19 protein-coding genes are annotated in these 17016 nt (G+C 72.7%); 11 read left to right on the top strand and 8 right to left on the bottom strand.

Annotated features, from left to right (window positions below; translation table 11 throughout):
- Positions 1-7 precede the first annotated feature (7 nt).
- Complete coding sequence (locus tag ACZ43H_RS22960) at positions 8-1450, bottom strand: MFS transporter (RefSeq protein ID WP_464586659.1); 1443 nt, start codon at positions 1448-1450, stop codon at positions 8-10.
- A gap of 249 nt (positions 1451-1699) precedes the next feature.
- On the opposite strand from ACZ43H_RS22960, the gene ACZ43H_RS22955 reads away from it, so the two are divergent.
- Genes ACZ43H_RS22955 through ACZ43H_RS22945 form a run of 3 tightly spaced genes read left to right on the top strand, consistent with a single transcriptional unit; the run spans position 1700 to position 3783 of the window.
- A complete protein-coding gene (locus ACZ43H_RS22955) occupies positions 1700-2200 on the top strand; it encodes a SigE family RNA polymerase sigma factor (RefSeq protein ID WP_379184861.1) in 501 nt (166 codons plus the stop codon).
- Positions 2197-3084 carry a hypothetical protein gene (locus ACZ43H_RS22950; protein WP_464586658.1) on the top strand — a complete coding sequence of 296 codons (888 nt, stop codon included), beginning with the start codon at positions 2197-2199 and terminating at the stop codon, positions 3082-3084. The genes ACZ43H_RS22955 and ACZ43H_RS22950 overlap by 4 nt, the downstream gene beginning before the upstream one ends.
- A gap of 18 nt (positions 3085-3102) precedes the next feature.
- On the top strand, positions 3103-3783 hold the full coding sequence (locus ACZ43H_RS22945) for an IspD/TarI family cytidylyltransferase (protein WP_464586656.1): 681 nt from the start codon (positions 3103-3105) through the stop codon (positions 3781-3783).
- Positions 3784-3826: 43 nt separating this feature from the next.
- Here ACZ43H_RS22945 and ACZ43H_RS22940 read toward each other — a convergent pair whose 3' ends face one another.
- On the bottom strand, positions 3827-4396 hold the full coding sequence (locus ACZ43H_RS22940) for a 2-C-methyl-D-erythritol 4-phosphate cytidylyltransferase (protein WP_464586654.1): 570 nt from the start codon (positions 4394-4396) through the stop codon (positions 3827-3829).
- A gap of 99 nt (positions 4397-4495) precedes the next feature.
- Positions 4496-4981: a CarD family transcriptional regulator gene (locus tag ACZ43H_RS22935; protein WP_180934452.1), complete on the bottom strand. Its 486-nt coding sequence runs from the start codon at positions 4979-4981 to the stop codon at positions 4496-4498.
- A 200-nt stretch (positions 4982-5181) separates the two neighbouring features.
- On the opposite strand from ACZ43H_RS22935, the gene ACZ43H_RS22930 reads away from it, so the two are divergent.
- The 3 genes from ACZ43H_RS22930 to ACZ43H_RS22920 all read left to right on the top strand — a co-directional run bounded on the left by ACZ43H_RS22930 (position 5182) and on the right by ACZ43H_RS22920 (position 7504).
- Positions 5182-6054: a UbiA prenyltransferase family protein gene (locus ACZ43H_RS22930; RefSeq protein ID WP_464586652.1), complete on the top strand. Its 873-nt coding sequence runs from the start codon at positions 5182-5184 to the stop codon at positions 6052-6054.
- A gap of 101 nt (positions 6055-6155) precedes the next feature.
- Positions 6156-6758 (top strand): hypothetical protein, encoded by a 603-nt coding sequence (locus tag ACZ43H_RS22925; RefSeq protein WP_464586650.1) that lies wholly within the window; start codon positions 6156-6158, stop codon positions 6756-6758.
- A gap of 2 nt (positions 6759-6760) precedes the next feature.
- Entirely contained in the window at positions 6761-7504 is a 744-nt protein-coding gene (locus ACZ43H_RS22920; protein WP_464586648.1) for a phosphoglyceromutase, read from the top strand.
- A gap of 180 nt (positions 7505-7684) precedes the next feature.
- Here ACZ43H_RS22920 and phoU read toward each other — a convergent pair whose 3' ends face one another.
- The gene (gene phoU, locus ACZ43H_RS22915) at positions 7685-8341 is read right to left on the bottom strand and encodes a phosphate signaling complex protein PhoU (RefSeq protein WP_464586646.1); all 657 of its coding nucleotides are present in this window, start codon (positions 8339-8341) and stop codon (positions 7685-7687) included.
- Positions 8342-8462: 121 nt separating this feature from the next.
- On the opposite strand from phoU, the gene ACZ43H_RS22910 reads away from it, so the two are divergent.
- Positions 8463-9593, top strand: coding sequence for a sensor histidine kinase (locus ACZ43H_RS22910; RefSeq protein WP_464586644.1), 1131 nt, complete (start codon positions 8463-8465; stop codon positions 9591-9593).
- Positions 9590-10270, top strand: a complete 681-nt coding sequence (locus tag ACZ43H_RS22905) for a response regulator (protein ID WP_464586642.1) — start codon at positions 9590-9592, stop codon at positions 10268-10270. The genes ACZ43H_RS22910 and ACZ43H_RS22905 overlap by 4 nt, the downstream gene beginning before the upstream one ends.
- A gap of 32 nt (positions 10271-10302) precedes the next feature.
- On the opposite strand, the gene ACZ43H_RS22900 is transcribed toward ACZ43H_RS22905, so the two are convergent.
- On the bottom strand, positions 10303-11019 hold the full coding sequence (locus ACZ43H_RS22900) for a maleylpyruvate isomerase N-terminal domain-containing protein (protein ID WP_464586640.1): 717 nt from the start codon (positions 11017-11019) through the stop codon (positions 10303-10305).
- 199 nt (positions 11020-11218) lie between these two features.
- Here ACZ43H_RS22900 and ACZ43H_RS22895 point away from each other — a divergent pair, with 199 nt between their 5' ends.
- Both ACZ43H_RS22895 and ACZ43H_RS22890 read left to right on the top strand, forming a co-directional pair.
- Positions 11219-12736, top strand: coding sequence for a S8 family serine peptidase (locus ACZ43H_RS22895; protein ID WP_464586639.1), 1518 nt, complete (start codon positions 11219-11221; stop codon positions 12734-12736).
- Between the two features lie 177 nt (positions 12737-12913).
- Positions 12914-13855, top strand: coding sequence for a DMT family transporter (locus tag ACZ43H_RS22890; protein WP_464586637.1), 942 nt, complete (start codon positions 12914-12916; stop codon positions 13853-13855).
- 5 nt (positions 13856-13860) lie between these two features.
- Here ACZ43H_RS22890 and ACZ43H_RS22885 read toward each other — a convergent pair whose 3' ends face one another.
- The 3 genes from ACZ43H_RS22885 to ACZ43H_RS22875 all read right to left on the bottom strand — a co-directional run bounded on the left by ACZ43H_RS22885 (position 13861) and on the right by ACZ43H_RS22875 (position 16144).
- Entirely contained in the window at positions 13861-14370 is a 510-nt protein-coding gene (locus ACZ43H_RS22885; RefSeq protein WP_464586636.1) for a type III secretion system chaperone family protein, read from the bottom strand.
- Positions 14367-15626 carry a D-inositol-3-phosphate glycosyltransferase gene (gene mshA, locus ACZ43H_RS22880; RefSeq protein WP_464586634.1) on the bottom strand — a complete coding sequence of 420 codons (1260 nt, stop codon included), beginning with the start codon at positions 15624-15626 and terminating at the stop codon, positions 14367-14369. Before mshA ends, ACZ43H_RS22885 begins: the two co-directional genes overlap by 4 nt.
- A gap of 131 nt (positions 15627-15757) precedes the next feature.
- Positions 15758-16144: a hypothetical protein gene (locus ACZ43H_RS22875; RefSeq protein ID WP_464586632.1), complete on the bottom strand. Its 387-nt coding sequence runs from the start codon at positions 16142-16144 to the stop codon at positions 15758-15760.
- Positions 16145-16245: 101 nt separating this feature from the next.
- On the opposite strand from ACZ43H_RS22875, the gene ACZ43H_RS22870 reads away from it, so the two are divergent.
- Positions 16246-16992, top strand: coding sequence for an SDR family oxidoreductase (locus tag ACZ43H_RS22870; RefSeq protein ID WP_464586631.1), 747 nt, complete (start codon positions 16246-16248; stop codon positions 16990-16992).
- Positions 16993-17016: the final 24 nt, after the last annotated feature.

The following is a 17016-nucleotide window of genomic DNA, read 5'->3' as shown; positions in this document are numbered from 1 at the left end:
GCAGGGGTCAGATGCGGGCGTCGGCGAGCCCGGCGACCCGGGCCACGGAGGCCCTGCGGACGTAGACCGCCCAGGTGACGGCCAGGCACAGGGCGTAGAAGAGCGTGAACACGACCAGCGAGCTCCGGACCGCGGCGACCGGGTCGTCGATCCAGGGGGCGCCGAAGGCGAGTGGGATCAGGAAGCCGCCGATCGCACCGACCGCGGAGGCGATGCCGATGACCGCGGAGGACTGCCGGGTGTCGCCCTTCCAGATCGCCGGGATCATCCGGAACGTCGAGCCGTTGCCGATGCCGGTTGCGGCGAAGACGAACAGGAAGGCGACCAGGAACCACGGGAACGTCGAGGTGTTGGCGGTGGCGATCCCCGGGTCCGCGGTGGGGTTCGGGGTGAGCTGGGCCAGCGTGGCCAGCACGGCGAGCGTGCCGAGGATCATCGCCGCGAAGGTGGCCAGCGTGACGCGGGCGCCGCCGTACCTGTCCGCGAGCCACCCGCCCAGCGGCCGGGTGACCGAGCCGACGAGCGCGCCGAGGAAGGCGTAGTAGGCGAAGTTGATGCCGGTGCCGGCGGGCAGCGGGGTGGGTACGTAGAACTCGAGCTTGATCAGCAGCGGGAGCGCGGCGGAGTAGCCGATGAACGAGCCGAAGGTGCCGATGTAGAGCAGCGCCACCACCCACGTGTGCCGGTGCTTCACGACCGCCGCGACGTCGCGGGCGTTGGAGCGGGCGGCGGAGAGGTTGTCCATGAAGAGGAACGCCATGACCGCGGCGACGACCGCGAGGCCGGCGTACAGGTAGCCCGCCCGCTCGAGGTGGATGCCCCCGGTGCTGGCCGCGACCAGGCCGAAGAGGCCGGCTCCGCCGACCACGACCGGCAGTCCGAGCTGCAGCACGGCGACGCCGATGTTGCCGCCGGCGGCGTTCAGCCCGAGGGCCAGACCCTTGCGCTTGGCCGGGTAGAAGAAGTTGATGTTCGCCATGCTGGAGGCGAAGTTGCCGCCGCCGACGCCGGCCGTGGCGGAGATCAGCACGAAGGCCCAGTACGGCGTGCCCGGGTGCTGCACCGCGATCGCGAACAGCAGCGTGGGGACGAGCAGCAGCAACGCGCTGACCACCGTCCAGTTGCGGCCGCCGAACCTCGGCACCGCGAACGTGTACGGCAGCCGCAGCAGCGACCCGACGAGGTTCGGTACGGCGACCAGGAAGAACAACTGCGACACCGAGAACTCGAAGCCCATCTTGGCCAGCAGCGCGGCGCTCACGCTCCAGAACAGCCAGACCGAGAAGCCGAGGTGCTCGGCCAGGATCGACCAGGTCAGGTTGCGGCGGGCGACGGCCTTCCCACCTCCCTCCCAGAAGTCGGGGTCCTCGGGTCGCCAGTCGTCGATCCACCGGCCGGTGCGCGATCCGGTCGTCGAGGGGCCGGCGTTGGGGGCGTCGGTCACGGACATGGGGTGCTCCTGCGGGGACTGCGATCCGTCGGATCGGTGGTCTGGCTTGTCGAGACCACTCTCAGGAGCCGAGATTTCGCGTCCGCCGCCCCGCGGTCTCGCCGACGTCAACTTGTCCTCACCGCCTCACGGACCTCACGACCTCACGGGTCCGGGCCGGTTCCCGGGAGAGGATGACAACCGATCTCCGGGGGGCTCCGTCCTTCTCGGGAGCCCTTCACGGGCGAGGGATCGACGACGGGAGCAGGCGTGACGGATCGGGACAGGCGCGCGGAGTTCGTGGACTACGCGCAGGCACGCAGGCCCCAGCTGCGCCGGATGGCGTACGCCCTCTGCGGGGACTGGCACACCGCCGAGGACATCGTGCAGACCGCGCTGGCCAGGCTGTACGTCGCGTGGCCGCGGGTGCGGCGTACCTCCGCCGAGGACGCCTACGTCCGCCAGACCATCCTGCGGGCCACGATCGACGAGTCGCGTCGACCGTGGCGGCGGGAGCGGGCCGGGCTCGACGGCTTCGACCACCCGGCCGCGCCGGGTCTCGACCCCGGCGACCGCCAGGACCTGGTGGCCGCGCTCCAGCAGCTGCCGGAGATGCAGCGGCGCACCGTCGTGCTGAGGCACTGGCTGGGGCTGTCGGTCGCGGAGACCGCGCAGGACCTGCGGATCTCCGAGGGCACCGTGAAGAGCCACACCTCGCGAGCCCTCGAGCGGCTCCACGCACTGATGACCGAGGAAGGATCGCACCGATGAGCATGACCCCGGAGAAGTTCCACGACCTGATGGTCGCGGCCGTCACGCCCGAGCCCCCGCAGGGAGAGGTCGCCGCCGACGTGGCCGTCGGCCAGAGGCTGCTGCGGCGCCGCCGTACGGCGGTCACGCTGGGCTCCGCGGCCGCCGTGGTCGCCGTCGCCGGCACCGCGTGGGCGGTCGGTCCCGGCCAGGACGCCGCCGTCGACCGTGGCTCCTCGGTGGCGACCTCCCCGACCAGCCGCTCGGCTCCCCGGACGGACGCGGCGCTCCTGGAGCAGTGCCGCGACGGCAACCAGTCCGACCGGGCCACCGCCGCGATCTTCGGGTCGGGCGACCCGGTCGTGAAGGCGGTCTCCCGCACCGCGCACCAGGTGATCCTGGCGATCGAGTCCGGCGACGGCTCCCACTGGGCGGAGTGCTTCGTTCACCTCGACAGCCAGGAGTTCGCGTCCGGGATGACGGTGTACGACGCCTCCGGGCGCAGCGGCGACGCGTCGTACTCCTCCGGGCCCGGCTGCGGCCTGGTCGACAACGAGGTCGACCCCACCTGCACGACCTTCTCGGTCAGCTGGGTGGACCGGCGGCCGGCCGCCGTGGCCGCCGCGGCGTTCGTGACCGCCGACGGCCGCACGACGACGGTCGAGAGCCGGGACGGCTACATCGTCCTCAACCACCTCGGGGACGTCCCGCCGGGCGCGTCGACCGACCCGATGGACATGGACTACCAGCCGATCAGGCGGATCACCTTCCTCGACGCGTCCGGCAAGCCGATCGCCGCGGAGGCGATGGACGGGTCCGGGACCGGTCCCGACCACGACCGCGTCGGTGACCTGCCCTCGATCCGGGCCTACCCGGGGCTCCGGTCGGACCAGGAGATCTACTGACCTCCTAGACTCCCGCCCGTGCCCGCCGCCGTCGTGATCCTCGCCGCCGGCTCCGGCAGCCGGGTGGGGGCCGAGGTCAACAAGGTCCTGCTGCCGCTGGGGGACGCCCCGGTGGTGGCGTGGTCGGTGCGGACCGCGCTGGCCGTGGCCGAGGTACGCCGGGTGGTGCTGGTCGTGCGGCCCGGCGAGGAGGACGCGATCGCCGAGGCGGTCGCCCCGGAGCTCGGCGACCGGGAGGTCCTGGTCGTGGCCGGCGGCGCCTCCCGGCACGCCTCGGAGTGGAACGCCCTGCGCGTGCTGGCGGCCGACATCGGGGCGGGCGAGGTCGACGTGGTGGCGATCCACGACGGCGCCCGACCGCTGGCGGTGGTGGGCCTCTTCGGGGCCACGATCGCCGCGGCCCGCGAGCACGGAGGCGCGATCCCGGTGGTCCCCGTCGGGTCCCTGCTGCCCCGGGAGCCCGCCGCCTCGTCCGCCCCCGGTCCGCTCGCCGGCGTCCAGACCCCCCAGGCCTTCCGCGCCGGCCCGCTCCTCGACGCCTACACCCGGGCCGCGCACGACGGCTTCGAGGGCACCGACACCGCCGCCTGCCTGGAGCGCTACGCCGACCTCCGCATCGCCGCCGTCCCCAGCACCCCGGTCAACCTGAAGATCACCTTCCCCGAGGACGTCGCCCTGGCCTCGCGTCTGCTGGGATAGTCCGGCACGTTTCTGACGGGCTGCCCGTCAGAAACGTGCCGGACTATCCAGCGGTCAGGGCCTCCAGCAGCCGCACGTCCTCGACCGAGGCGACCCGGCGGGCGGCGGGAGGGGCCTCGACGAGCTCGACCGGGAAGCGCTCACGCAGGGCAGCGACGAGGTCCGCGAAGTCCAGGGTGGGGAGGCCGTCGAGGGCGGCGACCACCGACGGCGGGAGTACGACGGGCGAGGCGACCTGCACGAGGGTGCTGCGGTCGACGGTCCCGCCCACGGCGCCATCGGCGACCGACTTCACCGTGTCGGTGACCGGGCGGCAGCCGACCGCGACGACGTCCCGCTCGACGGCGGTGGCCAGGCACGCGGAGATGAACGGTGCGGGCGTCATCGGGCACAGCGAGTCGTGCAGCACGAACGCCTCCCCGGAGGCGACCAGGCCGGCCCACTCCGTGCCGAGGTCGACGGGGGTGACACCGGCGTCGCCGAGCGCCCACGAGGCGCAGGCGACCAGGGCCTCACCGTGGATCAGCGAGAACGGGAGGGAGCCGCGGCCCTGCTCCACCACCGAGCCGAGGGCGGGCAGCGCGTCCGGGACGTCGTACGGATCGGTCGTCATAGGACGCCCAACGTATGACGTCCCGGTGTCGACGCGGAGGGCAGACCCCCGAAATGCGACGGACCCCCGGGGGTCACCCGGGGGTCCGTCGGAGGCTGATCAGGAGGCGAGGACCTCGTCGAGGATGGCCTCGGCCTTGTCCTCGTTCGTGTGCTCGGCCAGGGCCAGCTCGGAGACGAGGATCTGGCGCGCCTTGGCCAGCATTCGCTTCTCGCCGGCGGAGAGCCCACGGTCCCGCTCGCGGCGCCACAGGTCGCGGACGACCTCGGCGACCTTCATCACGTCACCGCTGTGCAGCTTCTCGAGGTTGGCCTTGTAGCGACGCGACCAGTTGGTCGGCTCCTCGACGTGCGCAGCACGCAGGACGTCGAAGACGCGGTCCAGGCCCTCCTTGTCGACGACGTCGCGGACCCCGACAAGGTCCAGGTTGCAGGCCGGCACGCGCACGACCAGGTCCTGCTGGGCGACGATCCGCAGTACGAGATACTGCCGGTCCTCTCCCTTGATCTTCCGCATCTCGATGTCCTCGATGACTGCGGCCCCGTGGTTTGGATAGACGACCGTTTCGCCGACGGTGAAAGTCATGTGTCAGGTACCCCTTCCTAGGTGACTAGTCTAACACGTCTTGGAAACGCCTCCGTCGACGTTTCCGCAGGTCAGAGGCGCATTCCGGGCTTGACAGATCGCCGTTGCGTGTGGTGGCGCCCTGGTCGGGAAGCAGGTTCGCCGGATCTGGAACCCCCGATTTCCGCCGCCCGGCCCCCGCGTGGTCGATACTTCCGGGCATGGCCATCCTCAAGCGCGCGCACACCCGGGGGCGCGGCACGCGCGAGGCGTCCTCGGAGCCTGCCGAGACCCCCGCCCCGGCACCCGCGCCCGACCGGCTGGCCACCCCCGACGTCCCGCGTCCCGACCCGGCGCGCCCGATGCGTCGGGCCCCGCGCCGGCACTCCCTCGCCCGGACCTGGCCGGTGCTGCTGCTGCGCGCCGCCCACCCGCGGCAGGCGCTCCTCACCGCCGCCGGACTGGCTGCCGCCGCGGCGATCGCCGGGCGGCCGGCGCGGGAGATCGGTCTGGTGCTGGTGACGGTGCTGGTCGGCCAGGCCATCCTCGGCTGGCACAACGATCTGGTGGACCGCGCCCGCGACCGGCGCCACGACCCCGTCGGGAAGCCCGTCGGCGGCGGCCTCCTCGACCCCGGCACCGTCTGGTTCTCGATGGTCTGCGCGCTGCTGCTGGTGGTGCCCCTGTCGATCCAGAGCGGCGTCACCGCGGGCAGCGCCTACCTGATCTCCCTGGTCGTCGGCCTGCTCGGCAACGTCGTGCTCCGCCGCGGCCTGCTCTCGTGGCTGCCCTGGGCGGCGGCGTACGCGCTCTACCCCGCGTTCCTCTCGTACGGCGGCTGGGGCGGCGACGTGACCGGTGCTCCGCCGGAGATCTCGGTCACCGTGCTGGCGGCCCTGCTCGGCGTCGGCGTGCACGTCGCCCGCGCACTCCCGGGCCTGGTGGCCGACCACGAGGACGGCTGGCGCAGCCTGCCGCTGCGGATCGCGCTGAAGACCGGAGCCACCAAGCTGCTCGTCATCTCACTGGCGTGGATCGCGCTGACGGTGGCCGGGCTGCTGGCCGCCGGCAGCATGGTCGGGCTGGCCCAGTGAGCGCGGCGGGCGACCGCTAGGCTGTGCGCGAAACCGTGCACCGCACACCGCCGTACCGGCGCTGCCGAACGGCCCGACGACGACCTGCGAAGGCCCCGAAGATGCACCTGCGACGCAGTCCCCGCCGCCCGCTCCGCCGTTCCCTGGCGCTCGCCGTGGGCGGGATCGTGCTCGCCACTCCCGCGCTCACCTCGTGCGGGTTCAACTACGCCACCGACCGGGTCTACACGCCGGCGAACGGCGTCAACGACCGGGACGCGTCCGTCGACGTCCTCGGCGCGGTGATCGTCTCCGGGCAGGACGACTCCGGCACGTTCATCGCCACCTTCGCCAACAACGACACGGAGAAGGAGAACACCGTCGAGTCGCTCGCCGGCACGGGCGACAGCCCGATCCAGTCCGGGTCGTCCACCCCGATCACGATCGACGCCGGCGGCCTGGTCAACCTGGCCACCGACGGCGGCATCCCCGTCTCGGGGACCTTCAAGGCCGGCAACTTCGTGCCGGTCAAGGTGACCTTCGGCTCCGGCGAGGAGGTCCAGATGACGGTCCCCGTCGTGACGGACACCGACGTCTACGCCGGCCTCGACACCTCGGCGTCCGGGTCGGCCACGCCGTCCACCGGGGAGTCCGCGAGCCCCTCGGAGTCGGCGAGCCCCTCGGAGTCGGCGACCGAGTCCCCCTCCTCCTCTCCCTCGGAGTGACCATGACCCACACGCTCGTCCTGCTCCGCCACGGCGAGAGCGAGTGGAACGCCAAGAACCTCTTCACCGGCTGGGTCGACGTCGCCCTGAGCGAGAAGGGCCGCGCCGAGGCCGTCCGCGGCGGTGAGCAGCTGCGCGACGCCGGCCTGCTCCCCGACGTGGTGCACACCTCGCTGCAGCGCCGCGCCATCAACACCGCCGCGCTCGCGCTGGACGCGGCCGACCGGCACTGGATCCCGGTGCGGCGCTCCTGGCGCCTCAACGAGCGCCACTACGGAGCGCTGCAGGGCAAGGACAAGAAGCAGACTCTCGAGCAGTACGGCGAGGAGCAGTTCATGCTCTGGCGCCGCAGCTTCGACGTACCTCCCCCGCCGCTGGACGACGACAGCGAGTTCTCCCAGGTGGGTGACCCGCGGTACGCCGACCTGGGCGACGAGATGCCCCGCACGGAGTGCCTCAAGGACGTCATCGCGCGGATGCTGCCCTGGTGGGAGTCGGGCATCGTCCCCGACCTGCAGGCCGGCCACACCGTGCTCGTCGCCGCCCACGGCAACAGCCTGCGCGGCATCGTCAAGCACCTCGACGGCATCAGCGACGAGGACATCGCCGGGCTGAACATCCCCACCGGCATGCCGCTGGTCTACCGCCTCGACGACCAGCTGCGCCCCACCGTCGCCGGCGGCGAGTACCTCGACCCCGAGGCCGCGGCCGCCGCCGCGGCCGCCGTCGCGAACCAGGGTCGCTGAGCAGGAGCGAGCGAGGAACCAGCCCGCTCCGTGGGCTCAGCGAGGTCGAGCGAGCCCCGCGCCCGAGGAACGTGGTCGCGACGGGCGTGTCGAGATACGGCTGAAACTGAGATAGTCCGGCACGTTCCTGACACCGGCCGAGAGGCCTGACGTCAGGAACGTGCCGGACTATCCGATTTCTCAGGCGTCGACCGCGCGCGGGTTCTCGCCGGTGACGACGAAGACCACCCGGTTGGCGACCGAGACGGCGTGGTCGGCGATCCGCTCGTAGTAGCGGCCCAGCAGGGCGATGTCGACGGCCGCCTCGACGCCGTGGCTCCAGTCGTCGGAGAGCAGCTCGGTGAAGGATGTGCGCCGCAGCTGGTCCATCTCCTCGTCGTCGCGGCCGAGCTCGATGGCGGCCTCGACGTCGCGGGCGGTGATGATCTGCAGCAGCTGGGCGACCATGTCCTCGGCGACCTCGGCCATCCGCGACATGGTGGGGCGGACCTCCTCGGGCACCGCGACGTACGGCGTGCGCAGCCGCGCGATCTTCGCGACGTGGACCGAGAGGTCGCCCATCCGCTCGAGCTCGCTGACCATGCGCAGCGCGGCGACGATGGTCCGCAGGTCACCGGCGACGGGCTGCTGCAGCGACAGCAGGGAGAACGCCTTGTCCTCCACGCGCTCGCGGGCGCGGTCGATCTCGACGTCGTCGCTGATCACCCGCTCGGCGATCTCGGCGTCACCGGTGAGCAGGGCGCTCGTCGCGAGCCGGACGGCGTCCTCCACCCGCTTGGCGATGTCGGAGAGGTCGTCGAAGACGGAGTCGAGCTGTTCATGGAAGGCCTGACGCATGGACGGGAGCCTAGGTGCGCGGGATGACGGGCAGGGGCCATGACGTGAACGCCGGGTGAACGTTGCGAAGCCGGCCCTCACGCGTGCCAACGGCGGGTGAATCGCTGCGTACTCTGGTGCCGTGGATCCGACGACACAGGCGTTCCTGGCTGCCGTCATCGGGGCCATCGTCGCCGGCGGCGCCGTGCTCGCCTGGCACGTCAGCGAGCGGCAGCAGCAGGCGACCACCCACGTCGAGGAGCCCGTGGTCCCCCCGGGCGTCGCCACGGTCCTGTCCGTGCTGCGCTCGAGCGCGGTCGTGGTCGACGACAGCGACGTGGTCCTCAAGGCGTCGGCCCCGGCGTACGCCCTGGGCCTCGTGCGCGGCACCTCGCTGTCCTCCGACGAGCTGGCCGAGCTGGTGCGCCAGGTGCGCCGCGACGGGCAGATCCGGGAGACCGAGCTGCTGATGTCGCGACCCGGCACACCCGCGCGCCACGTCACCGCGCGGGTCGCCCCGCTGGGCTCCCGGCTGGTGCTGGCGCTGGTGGAGGACCGGACCCGGGAACGCCGGGTGGAGGCGGTACGCCGCGACTTCGTCGGCAACGTGAGCCACGAGCTGAAGACCCCTGTCGGCGCGATCCGGCTGCTCGCCGAGGCGGTCTCCGACGCGGCCGAGGACCCCGAGGCCGTCAAGCGGTTCGCCGGCCGGATGCTCCACGAGAGCGACCGGCTCTCGCGGCTGGTCCAGCAGATCATCGAGCTGTCCCGGCTGCAGGGCGACGACCCGCTCGAGGCGCCGGTGCCGGTCTCCCTCGACGAGGTGATCGCGGTCGCCCTCGACACCTCCGCGATCGACGCCGACTCCAAGCGGATCTCGATCGTCTCCGGTGGCACCCCCGGTCTCGAGGTGCTCGGCAACGAGGAGCAGGTGACGGCCGCCGTCGCGAACCTGGTGGCCAACGCGGTGTCCTACTCCGGCTGCGACTCCACCGTGCTGGTCAGCACCAAGGTCACCGACGGCAACGTCGAGATCTCGGTGGTCGACCAGGGCATCGGCATCCCCGAGAACGAGATCGACCGGATCTTCGAACGCTTCTACCGGGTCGACCCGGCCCGCCACCGGTCCACCGGCGGCACCGGGCTCGGCCTCTCGATCGTCAAGCACGTCGCCGCCACCCACGGCGGCGACATCCGTGTGTGGTCGGTGGAGGGACAAGGCTCTACATTCACCTTGACCCTCCCCCGCTGGAACCAGGAGGCAAGCCGTTGACCCGCGTACTCGTCGTGGAGGACGAAGAGAGCTACAGCGAGGCGCTCGCGTACATGCTGCGCAAGGAGGGCTTCGAGGTCGCGATCGCCGCCACCGGCAACGACGCCCTGACCGAGTTCGACCGCAACGGGGCCGACATCGTGCTGCTGGACCTGATGCTGCCCGGCATCCCCGGCACCGAGGTGTGCCGGCAGATCCGGCAGACCTCGAGCGTCCCGGTGATCATGGTGAGCGCGAAGGACGACGAGGTCGACAAGGTGGTCGGCCTCGAGCTCGGCGCCGACGACTACGTCACCAAGCCGTACTCCCCCCGCGAGCTGGTCGCCCGGATCCGGGCCGTGCTGCGCCGCGGCCAGGACGCCGGCGACCTCGAGCCGGCCGCGCTGGAGGCCGGGCCGGTGCGGATGGACGTCGAGCGCCACGTGGTGACCGTCGACGGGCAGGAGCAGCGGCTGCCGCTCAAGGAGTTCGAGCTGCTCGAGATGTTCCTCCGCAACCCCGGCCGGGTGCTCACCCGCGGACAGCTGATCGACCGGGTGTGGGGGTCGGACTACGTCGGTGACACCAAGACCCTCGACGTGCACGTGAAGCGGCTGCGCGCGAAGCTCGAGCCCGACCCGGGCGAGCCGAAGTACCTCGTGACCGTGCGCGGGCTCGGCTACAAGCTCGACCTGTAGGACCGGGCAGTTTCACCGGTCAGCCGGTGTGTTCAACCGAGCAACGGCAGCCGGTCCGCAGCCGCCCCGAGATGCTGCCGGTCGTCGGCCGACAGCGCCACCCGGCCGGTGCCCTTCAGCACGACCGTGACGTCGTCCCAGGCTGCCGGCAGCGGTTCGCCGTGGATGCCCTCGAGCACCGCCCGGGTCAGCGCCAGCGCCTCGGGGTCGGGCGCCGTGCCCGGTGCGCCGGCGGGCAGCTCCACGACCAGGTCGAGGTGGTGCACGGTCGCCTCGACGACGAGGGTGGAGACGAAGTCCGGTACGTCGAGCACGTGGCCCTGGGTGCCCACCCGGCCCCCGGGGTCGGCGGCCGCGGCAGCCCGCACGGTGGCCCCACAGGTGGTGCGCCAGTGCGCGACCAGGGTGCGCGGATCGGCGTACGCCGAGGAGGCCACCCGCACGAAGCGCGCGTGCGCCCCCGCCCAGTCCTCCCCGCCCGGGCCTCCGTCCCCGGACCCGGCCGACCCGGGCCGGAAGGGCGCCCAGTAGGTCACCGCGTCCACGTCCGCCTCCTCCCCGCTCGGCGTCGCGAACGCCACGAGCGCCCGCTGGGCGTCGAGCAGCTGGTGGAGGAGCAGGTCCTGCACCGTCCAGCCCCGGCACCGGGTCCCGAGCAGCAGCTCGTCCGGCGCCAGGCCCTCGACGGCGGTCGTGACCAGGGAGTAGGCGCGGCCCAGGAGCTCGGGCCGGGCGACGGGTGCGGTCATGCGGCCGAGTCTCGCACCCGTCCCGACGCCGGGCGTGAGCCCGGGCCCGGCGCCGGAGCACGCGAGTCCCAGCAGGCTCACCGGTCCCGAAAGCCCTGTCGTGCACCTCTGGTCACGACGCCCCCTCCGAGTGCAGGATGAGCCCGGCGTCCGATCCGACGCCGCTCATCATCTCTCGGGAGGCTTCACGATGTTCTCCATGCGGCGACCCGCCGCTCTCACCACCGCGACCGTCGGGGTGTTCGCCTCGGCCCTGGTGTCGCTCACCGGACCCGGCGCGACCGCCACCACCCCCGACGCCGCGCCGGCGTCCACCCCGGTGCCCATCACCACGCCGGACGGCGTCGTCTCCAGCTACCTGCTCAACGCGAAGGCCGCCAACCCCGGCCAGACCCGCCTGGTCGAGCGCGCCGTGGCCGAGGCCGGCGGCGTCGTCGTCCAGAGCTGGCCGCAGATCGGCGTCGTCGTGGCGCACGCGGACGTCTCGACGTTCCGCGAGGACGTCGTGGCCAGCGCCGGGAACGCCCTCGACTCCGTCGGGGCCACGCGCACGGTCCCCGTCTCCGAGGGCACCCCGGAGGAGGCCGGCGCCCCCTGGGGCCGCGGCGCGTCGGACTACAAGCGCGGGGCGAAGAAGGACGTGAACGGCGACGTCGGCTCCGAGCCCACCGCCGCGACCGCCGCCGACCCCCGCGAGGGCGAGCAGTGGGACCTGCGGATGATCAAGGCCGACCAGGCCCACGCGATCACCGACGGCAACCGCAACGTGCTCGTCGGAGTGCTGGACAGCGGCATCGACCCCGACCACCCGGACCTGGCCGCCAACATCGACACCGCCGACTCGGTCAACTGCACCGACGCGGGACGGCCGGACCTCTCGGCGACCGGCTGGTACCCCACCACCAGCGACCACGGCACCCACGTGGCCGGCACCATCGCCGCCGCCCGCAACGGCGTCGGGATCGTGGGTGTCGCCCCGAACGTGCGGCTGGCCTCGGTCAAGGTCGTCAACGACGCCGGGTTCATCTACCCCGAGTACGCCGTCTGCGGGTTCGTCTGGGCCGCGACCCACCACATGGACGTGACCAACAACAGCTACTACGTCGACCCGTTCCGCTACTACTGCGACGACCAGCCCGACCAGGCCGCCGCCAAGGAGGCCGTGCGCCGCGCGGTCGCCTGGTCGATCGACCAGGGCGTCGTCTCCGCCGCGGCCGCCGGCAACGAGCACGACGACCTCGCGCACAAGACCACCGACACCACCAGCCCCGACGACAGCACCCCGATCACCCGGACGGTCAACGCCGGGTGCAACGACATCCCCACCGAGCTCGACGGGGTCGTGACGGTCGCCTCGCTGGAGCGCTACCCGGCCGACTCGATGGACAGCCGGCTGTCCGGGTTCTCCAACCGCGGCCTCGGCGTCATCGACGTCGCGGCTCCCGGTTCGCGGATCCTCTCGACGATCGTGAAGGACGACGGCTACGGCCTGAAGAGCGGTACGTCGATGGCCACCCCGCACGTCGCCGGTGTGCTCGCGCTGATGAAGTCGGCGCACCCGTCGTGGAGCCCGGCCCGGATGCTGGCCGAGCTGCGCGCGCAGGCCGACGACAAGGCCTGCGGCACCACGACGGCCGGTGCGCCCTGCGTCGGCACGGCGGAGGAGAACAGCTACTTCGGTGACGGCGTCGTCGACGCCCTCGACGCCGTGCGCTGAGGCATTCCTCCCGCAACCGCGCCGGGTCCGCCCGGCATCCGCACCTCGGCCCGCGCCACCCGGATCCCCGGGTGGCGCGGGCCCGGTCGTCCGTGGACCACGGGGCTGGCCGGATCTCGTGGTGCAGCGTCCGAAAACCGCGTGTCGGCTGTCGGTGGGCGTCCCTAGGCTGGTCGGGTGACGATCACCCGGACCGACGATCCCGCCCGCACGCCGACCACCGCTCCCGCCGCCTGGGTGCCGGTCGCCGCGGTGGCCGTCACGTTGCTGCTGTGGGCGAGCGCGTTCGTCGCGATCCGCTACCTCGGCGACGACTTCTCCCCCGGCGCCCTCTCGCTGGGCCGCCTGCTGGTCGGCTCGCTGTGCCTGGGCGTGGTCGCGCTGAGCCGCGGCGTGCCCCGGCCGAGCCGCCGCGACCTGCTCTCGATCGTGGTGATCGGGGTGCTGTGGTTCGGCGTCTACAACGTCGCGCTGAACGAGGGCGAGCGCCGGGTCGACGCCGGCACGGCCGCGATGCTGATCCAGGTCTCGCCGGTGCTGATCGCGCTGCTGGCCGCGCTGTTCCTCTCGGAGCGGTTCACGGTGTTCCTCGGGATCGGTCTGGCGCTGGCGTTCGGCGGGGTCGCGCTGATCGGTCTCTCGACCTCCCCCGGCAGCAACCACGACGTCCTCGGCGTGCTCCTGTGCGTGCTCAGCGCCGTCGTCTACTCGGTCAGCGTGATCCTGCAGAAGCCGCTGATGGCGCGGATCCAGGCCGTCCACGTCACCTGGCTCGCGTGCACCGTCGGCGCGCTCGCGTGCCTGCCGTTCGCGGGCGACCTGGTGCGCGAGACGGCCGACGCGCCCGCGTCCTCGATCGCGTGGGTGGTCTACCTCGGGGTCTTCCCGACCGCGATCGCCTTCACGACGTACGCCTTCGCCCTGACGCACATGAGCGCGAGCAGCCTCGGCGTGACCACCTACCTCGTGCCCCCGCTGACGATCGTGATGGGCGTGGTGTTCCTCAGCGAGGCGCCGCCCACGATGGCGTACGCCGGCGGCGCGCTCGCGCTGGTGGGTGTGGCCGTGGCGAGGAGGAAGCCGCGGACGATCGCGCAGGAGCCCGCCAAGGCCTGCTGAGCGAGTCAGCCGGCGTCGACCTCGGGCTCCTCGCCCGACTCCAGCCAGCCGCGGAACGCCTCGAGGTTCTTCGTCGACTCACCGCGCAGCTTGCGCCACTCCCACTCCTTGCGGATCGAGGCGGCGAAGCCGAGCTCGAGGATGGCGTTGAACGACTCGTCGGCGTTCGAGAGCACCGACCCCAGCAGCCGGTCCAGCTCGTCGGGCGAGATTGCGCCCAGCGGCAGCCGCGCGTCGAGGTAGATGTCGCCGTGCCGGTCGACGGCGAACGAGACGGCGTACATCTTCAGGTTGCGCTCGAGCAGCCAGCGGTAGACCCGCTCGTGGTTCTCGTCGGGCCGGCGGCACACGAAGGCGTGCACGCCGAGCGCGTGCTCACCGACGTCGAGCCGGACCGCGGTCTGCAGCTTCTTCTCCCCGGGCAGCGAGAACGAGAACACCCCGTCGCCAAGCTCCTGGAACTCGATGTCGTTCTCGCGCAGGTAGTCGCGGACGGTCGCGGCGGCTGAGGTCACGACACCGACTCTCGCATGAACGAGCGGGCCTGCTCGTAGACCTCGAGGGTGCGCTCCGCGGTCCGCTCCCACGCGAACTGGCGTGCCTGCTCGAGCGCGCCCGCCGAGAGCCTGACCTGCAGCTGGTCGTCCTCGATCACCCGGCGCAGCGCCGCGGCCCAGTCGCGGGGCTCGTGGCCCTCGATGAGCAACCCGCTGTGGCCGTCGCGCACCACGGTGGTGAGCCCGCCGACGGCGGCCGCGAGGACCGGGGTGCCGGTGGCCTGGGCCTCGACGGCGACCAGGCCGAACGACTCGTTGTAGGAGGGCACGGCCACCAGGGTGGCGGCCGCGCACCAGCGCGCGAGGTCGGCCTGGGCGACCGGCGGGACGAACCGGACCACGTCGTCGAGGCCGAGCTCGGTCGCCAGCTGGGCCAGCGACTCGGGGTGCTCGAGACCGGAGCCGGACGGGCCGCCGACCACCGGGACGACCAGCCGCGAGCGCAGCGACGGCGTCTGGGCGAGCAGCTCGGCGACGGCCCGGAGCAGCACGTCGGGAGCCTTGAGCGGCTGGATGCGGCCGGCGAAGAGCAGCACGTGGGCGTCGGCGGGCAGCCCGAGGTCGGCCCGCGCCGCGGCCCGGTCGAGCGGGCGGAACACCGAGAGGTCGACGCCCGGGTGGACGACCTCGACGCGGCCGGCCTCGGCGTCGTACAGGTTGATCAGCTGCTTGGCCTCGAGGTCGGTGTTGGCGATCAGCATGTCCGCCGCCTCGACCACCTGCTCCTCGCCGATGATCCGGGCGACCGGCTCGGGGGTGTCACCGGCGGCGAGCGCGTCGTTCTTGACCTTCGCCATCGTGTGCATGGTGTGCACCAGCGGCACGCCCCAGCGGTCGCGGGCCAGCGCGCCGACCTGCCCGGAGAGCCAGTAGTGGGAGTGCACGGCGTCGTAGTGGCCGACCGGCTGCGCGGCCTCGGCGCGCAGCACCTCGCGGGCGAACACGCACAGCTGGCCCGGCAGCTCACCCTTGGTCAGCCCCTCGAAGGGTCCGGCGTGGATGTGCCGCACCCAGACCCCGTCGGCGGCCTCGACCACCGGGTCGAGCGCGGAGCTGGTGGCCCGCGTGAAGATGTCGACCTCGATGCCCTGCTGGGCCAGCCGGCGGGACAGCTCGATCACGTAGACGTTCATGCCCCCGGCGTCGCCGGTGCCCGGCTGGTCGAGCGGGGAGGTGTGCAGGCTGATCATCGCCAGGCGCCTGATGCGATCCACTGGGTCCCTTCCGTCGACTGATCCAACCAACCAGAACCAGCGCGGGCCCCCGGTGATTCCCGCCCACGCCCGGTACGTCGTACCCGAACGGCCGGCGCGTGAACTCCCGCGCCTGCCTCGGCGGACCCGCGTCAGCGGGCGTGCGCCCCCGTGGAGCGGGACCGCCGCACCGGCTCCGGGCGGGTCCTGGCCACGCCGATGCCCGCCACCGCAGCCACGACCAGGCCGAAGATCCCGTCGATGACCTGGGGGTCACCGCCGTCGTGCAGCACCTCGAGGACCGACCAGACCAGCAGGGGGAAGGCGACGGCGACGATCACGCGCAGCCAGGTGGCGCTGGTGCTGACCAGCGCGGCACCCGCGCCGACGAGGGCCACCGCCAGCAGGACCAGCCCGGCCCAGTGGAGGAGGTCGGCGGCTGCGCCGCTGCCGTGGCCGCCGAGGTCGAGCACGAGACGGACCAGCCAGCAGAGGCCGCCGGCGAGGCCCGCGAGAGGGGCGAGGCTGCGCAGATCCATGGGCTCCTGCTTCGAGGGGGCGAGGCGATCGACAGGTCATGATGCCACCGGCGCGGCCACCCCACCACGGGTCGTGGGCACCGTCACGGCACAATCGGCACATGAGCACCTCGCGCCTCGCAGTCGTCACCGGAGCCAGCAGCGGGATCGGCGCCGCGTCCGCCCGGGCCCTCGCCGCCGACGGCTTCCGGGTCGTCTGCGCGGCCCGCCGCCGGGACCGCGTGGAGGCACTCGCCGAGGAGATCGACGGGGTGGCCGTGGAGTGCGACGTGACCTCGCCGGAGGCGGTGCGGGGGCTGGCCGAGGCCGTCGGCGGCACGCTGCACGTGCTGGTCAACAACGCCGGCGGCGCGTTCGGGTCGGAGTACGTCGAGCAGGCCGACCCCGCGGACTGGCGGGCGATGTACGAGGTCAACGTGCTCGGCCTCCTCAACGTCACCCAGGCGCTGCTGCCGGCCCTGCGCGCCGGCGGCGACGGACTGATCATCAACATGGGCTCGACCGCGGGCCGGATCGCCTACGAGGGCGGGGCGGGATACACCGCCGCCAAGCACGGCACCCAGGTCGTGACCGAGACGCTGCGGCTCGAGCTGTGCGGGGAGCCGATCCGGGTCTCCGAGATCGCGCCGGGCATGGTCCGCACCGACGAGTTCGCGGTCGTGCGCTTCGGTGGCGACCAGGCCAAGGCCGACGCGGTGTACGCCGGCGTCCCCGACCCGCTGGTGGCCGAGGACGTGGCCGAGGCGGTCCGCTGGATCGCGAGCCTGCCCGGCCACTTCAACGTCGACGAGATGGTCATCCGCCCGCGCGCCCAGGCCGCCCAGCACAAGGTCCACCGCCAGGCCTGAGCTCGCGACGGGCGGGGCGAGACC

The organism is Nocardioides sp. DN36 (genome assembly GCF_055380375.1).
Note: the sequence above shows the minus strand (reverse complement) of the source record. Positions and strands in the feature narration are given on the sequence as shown.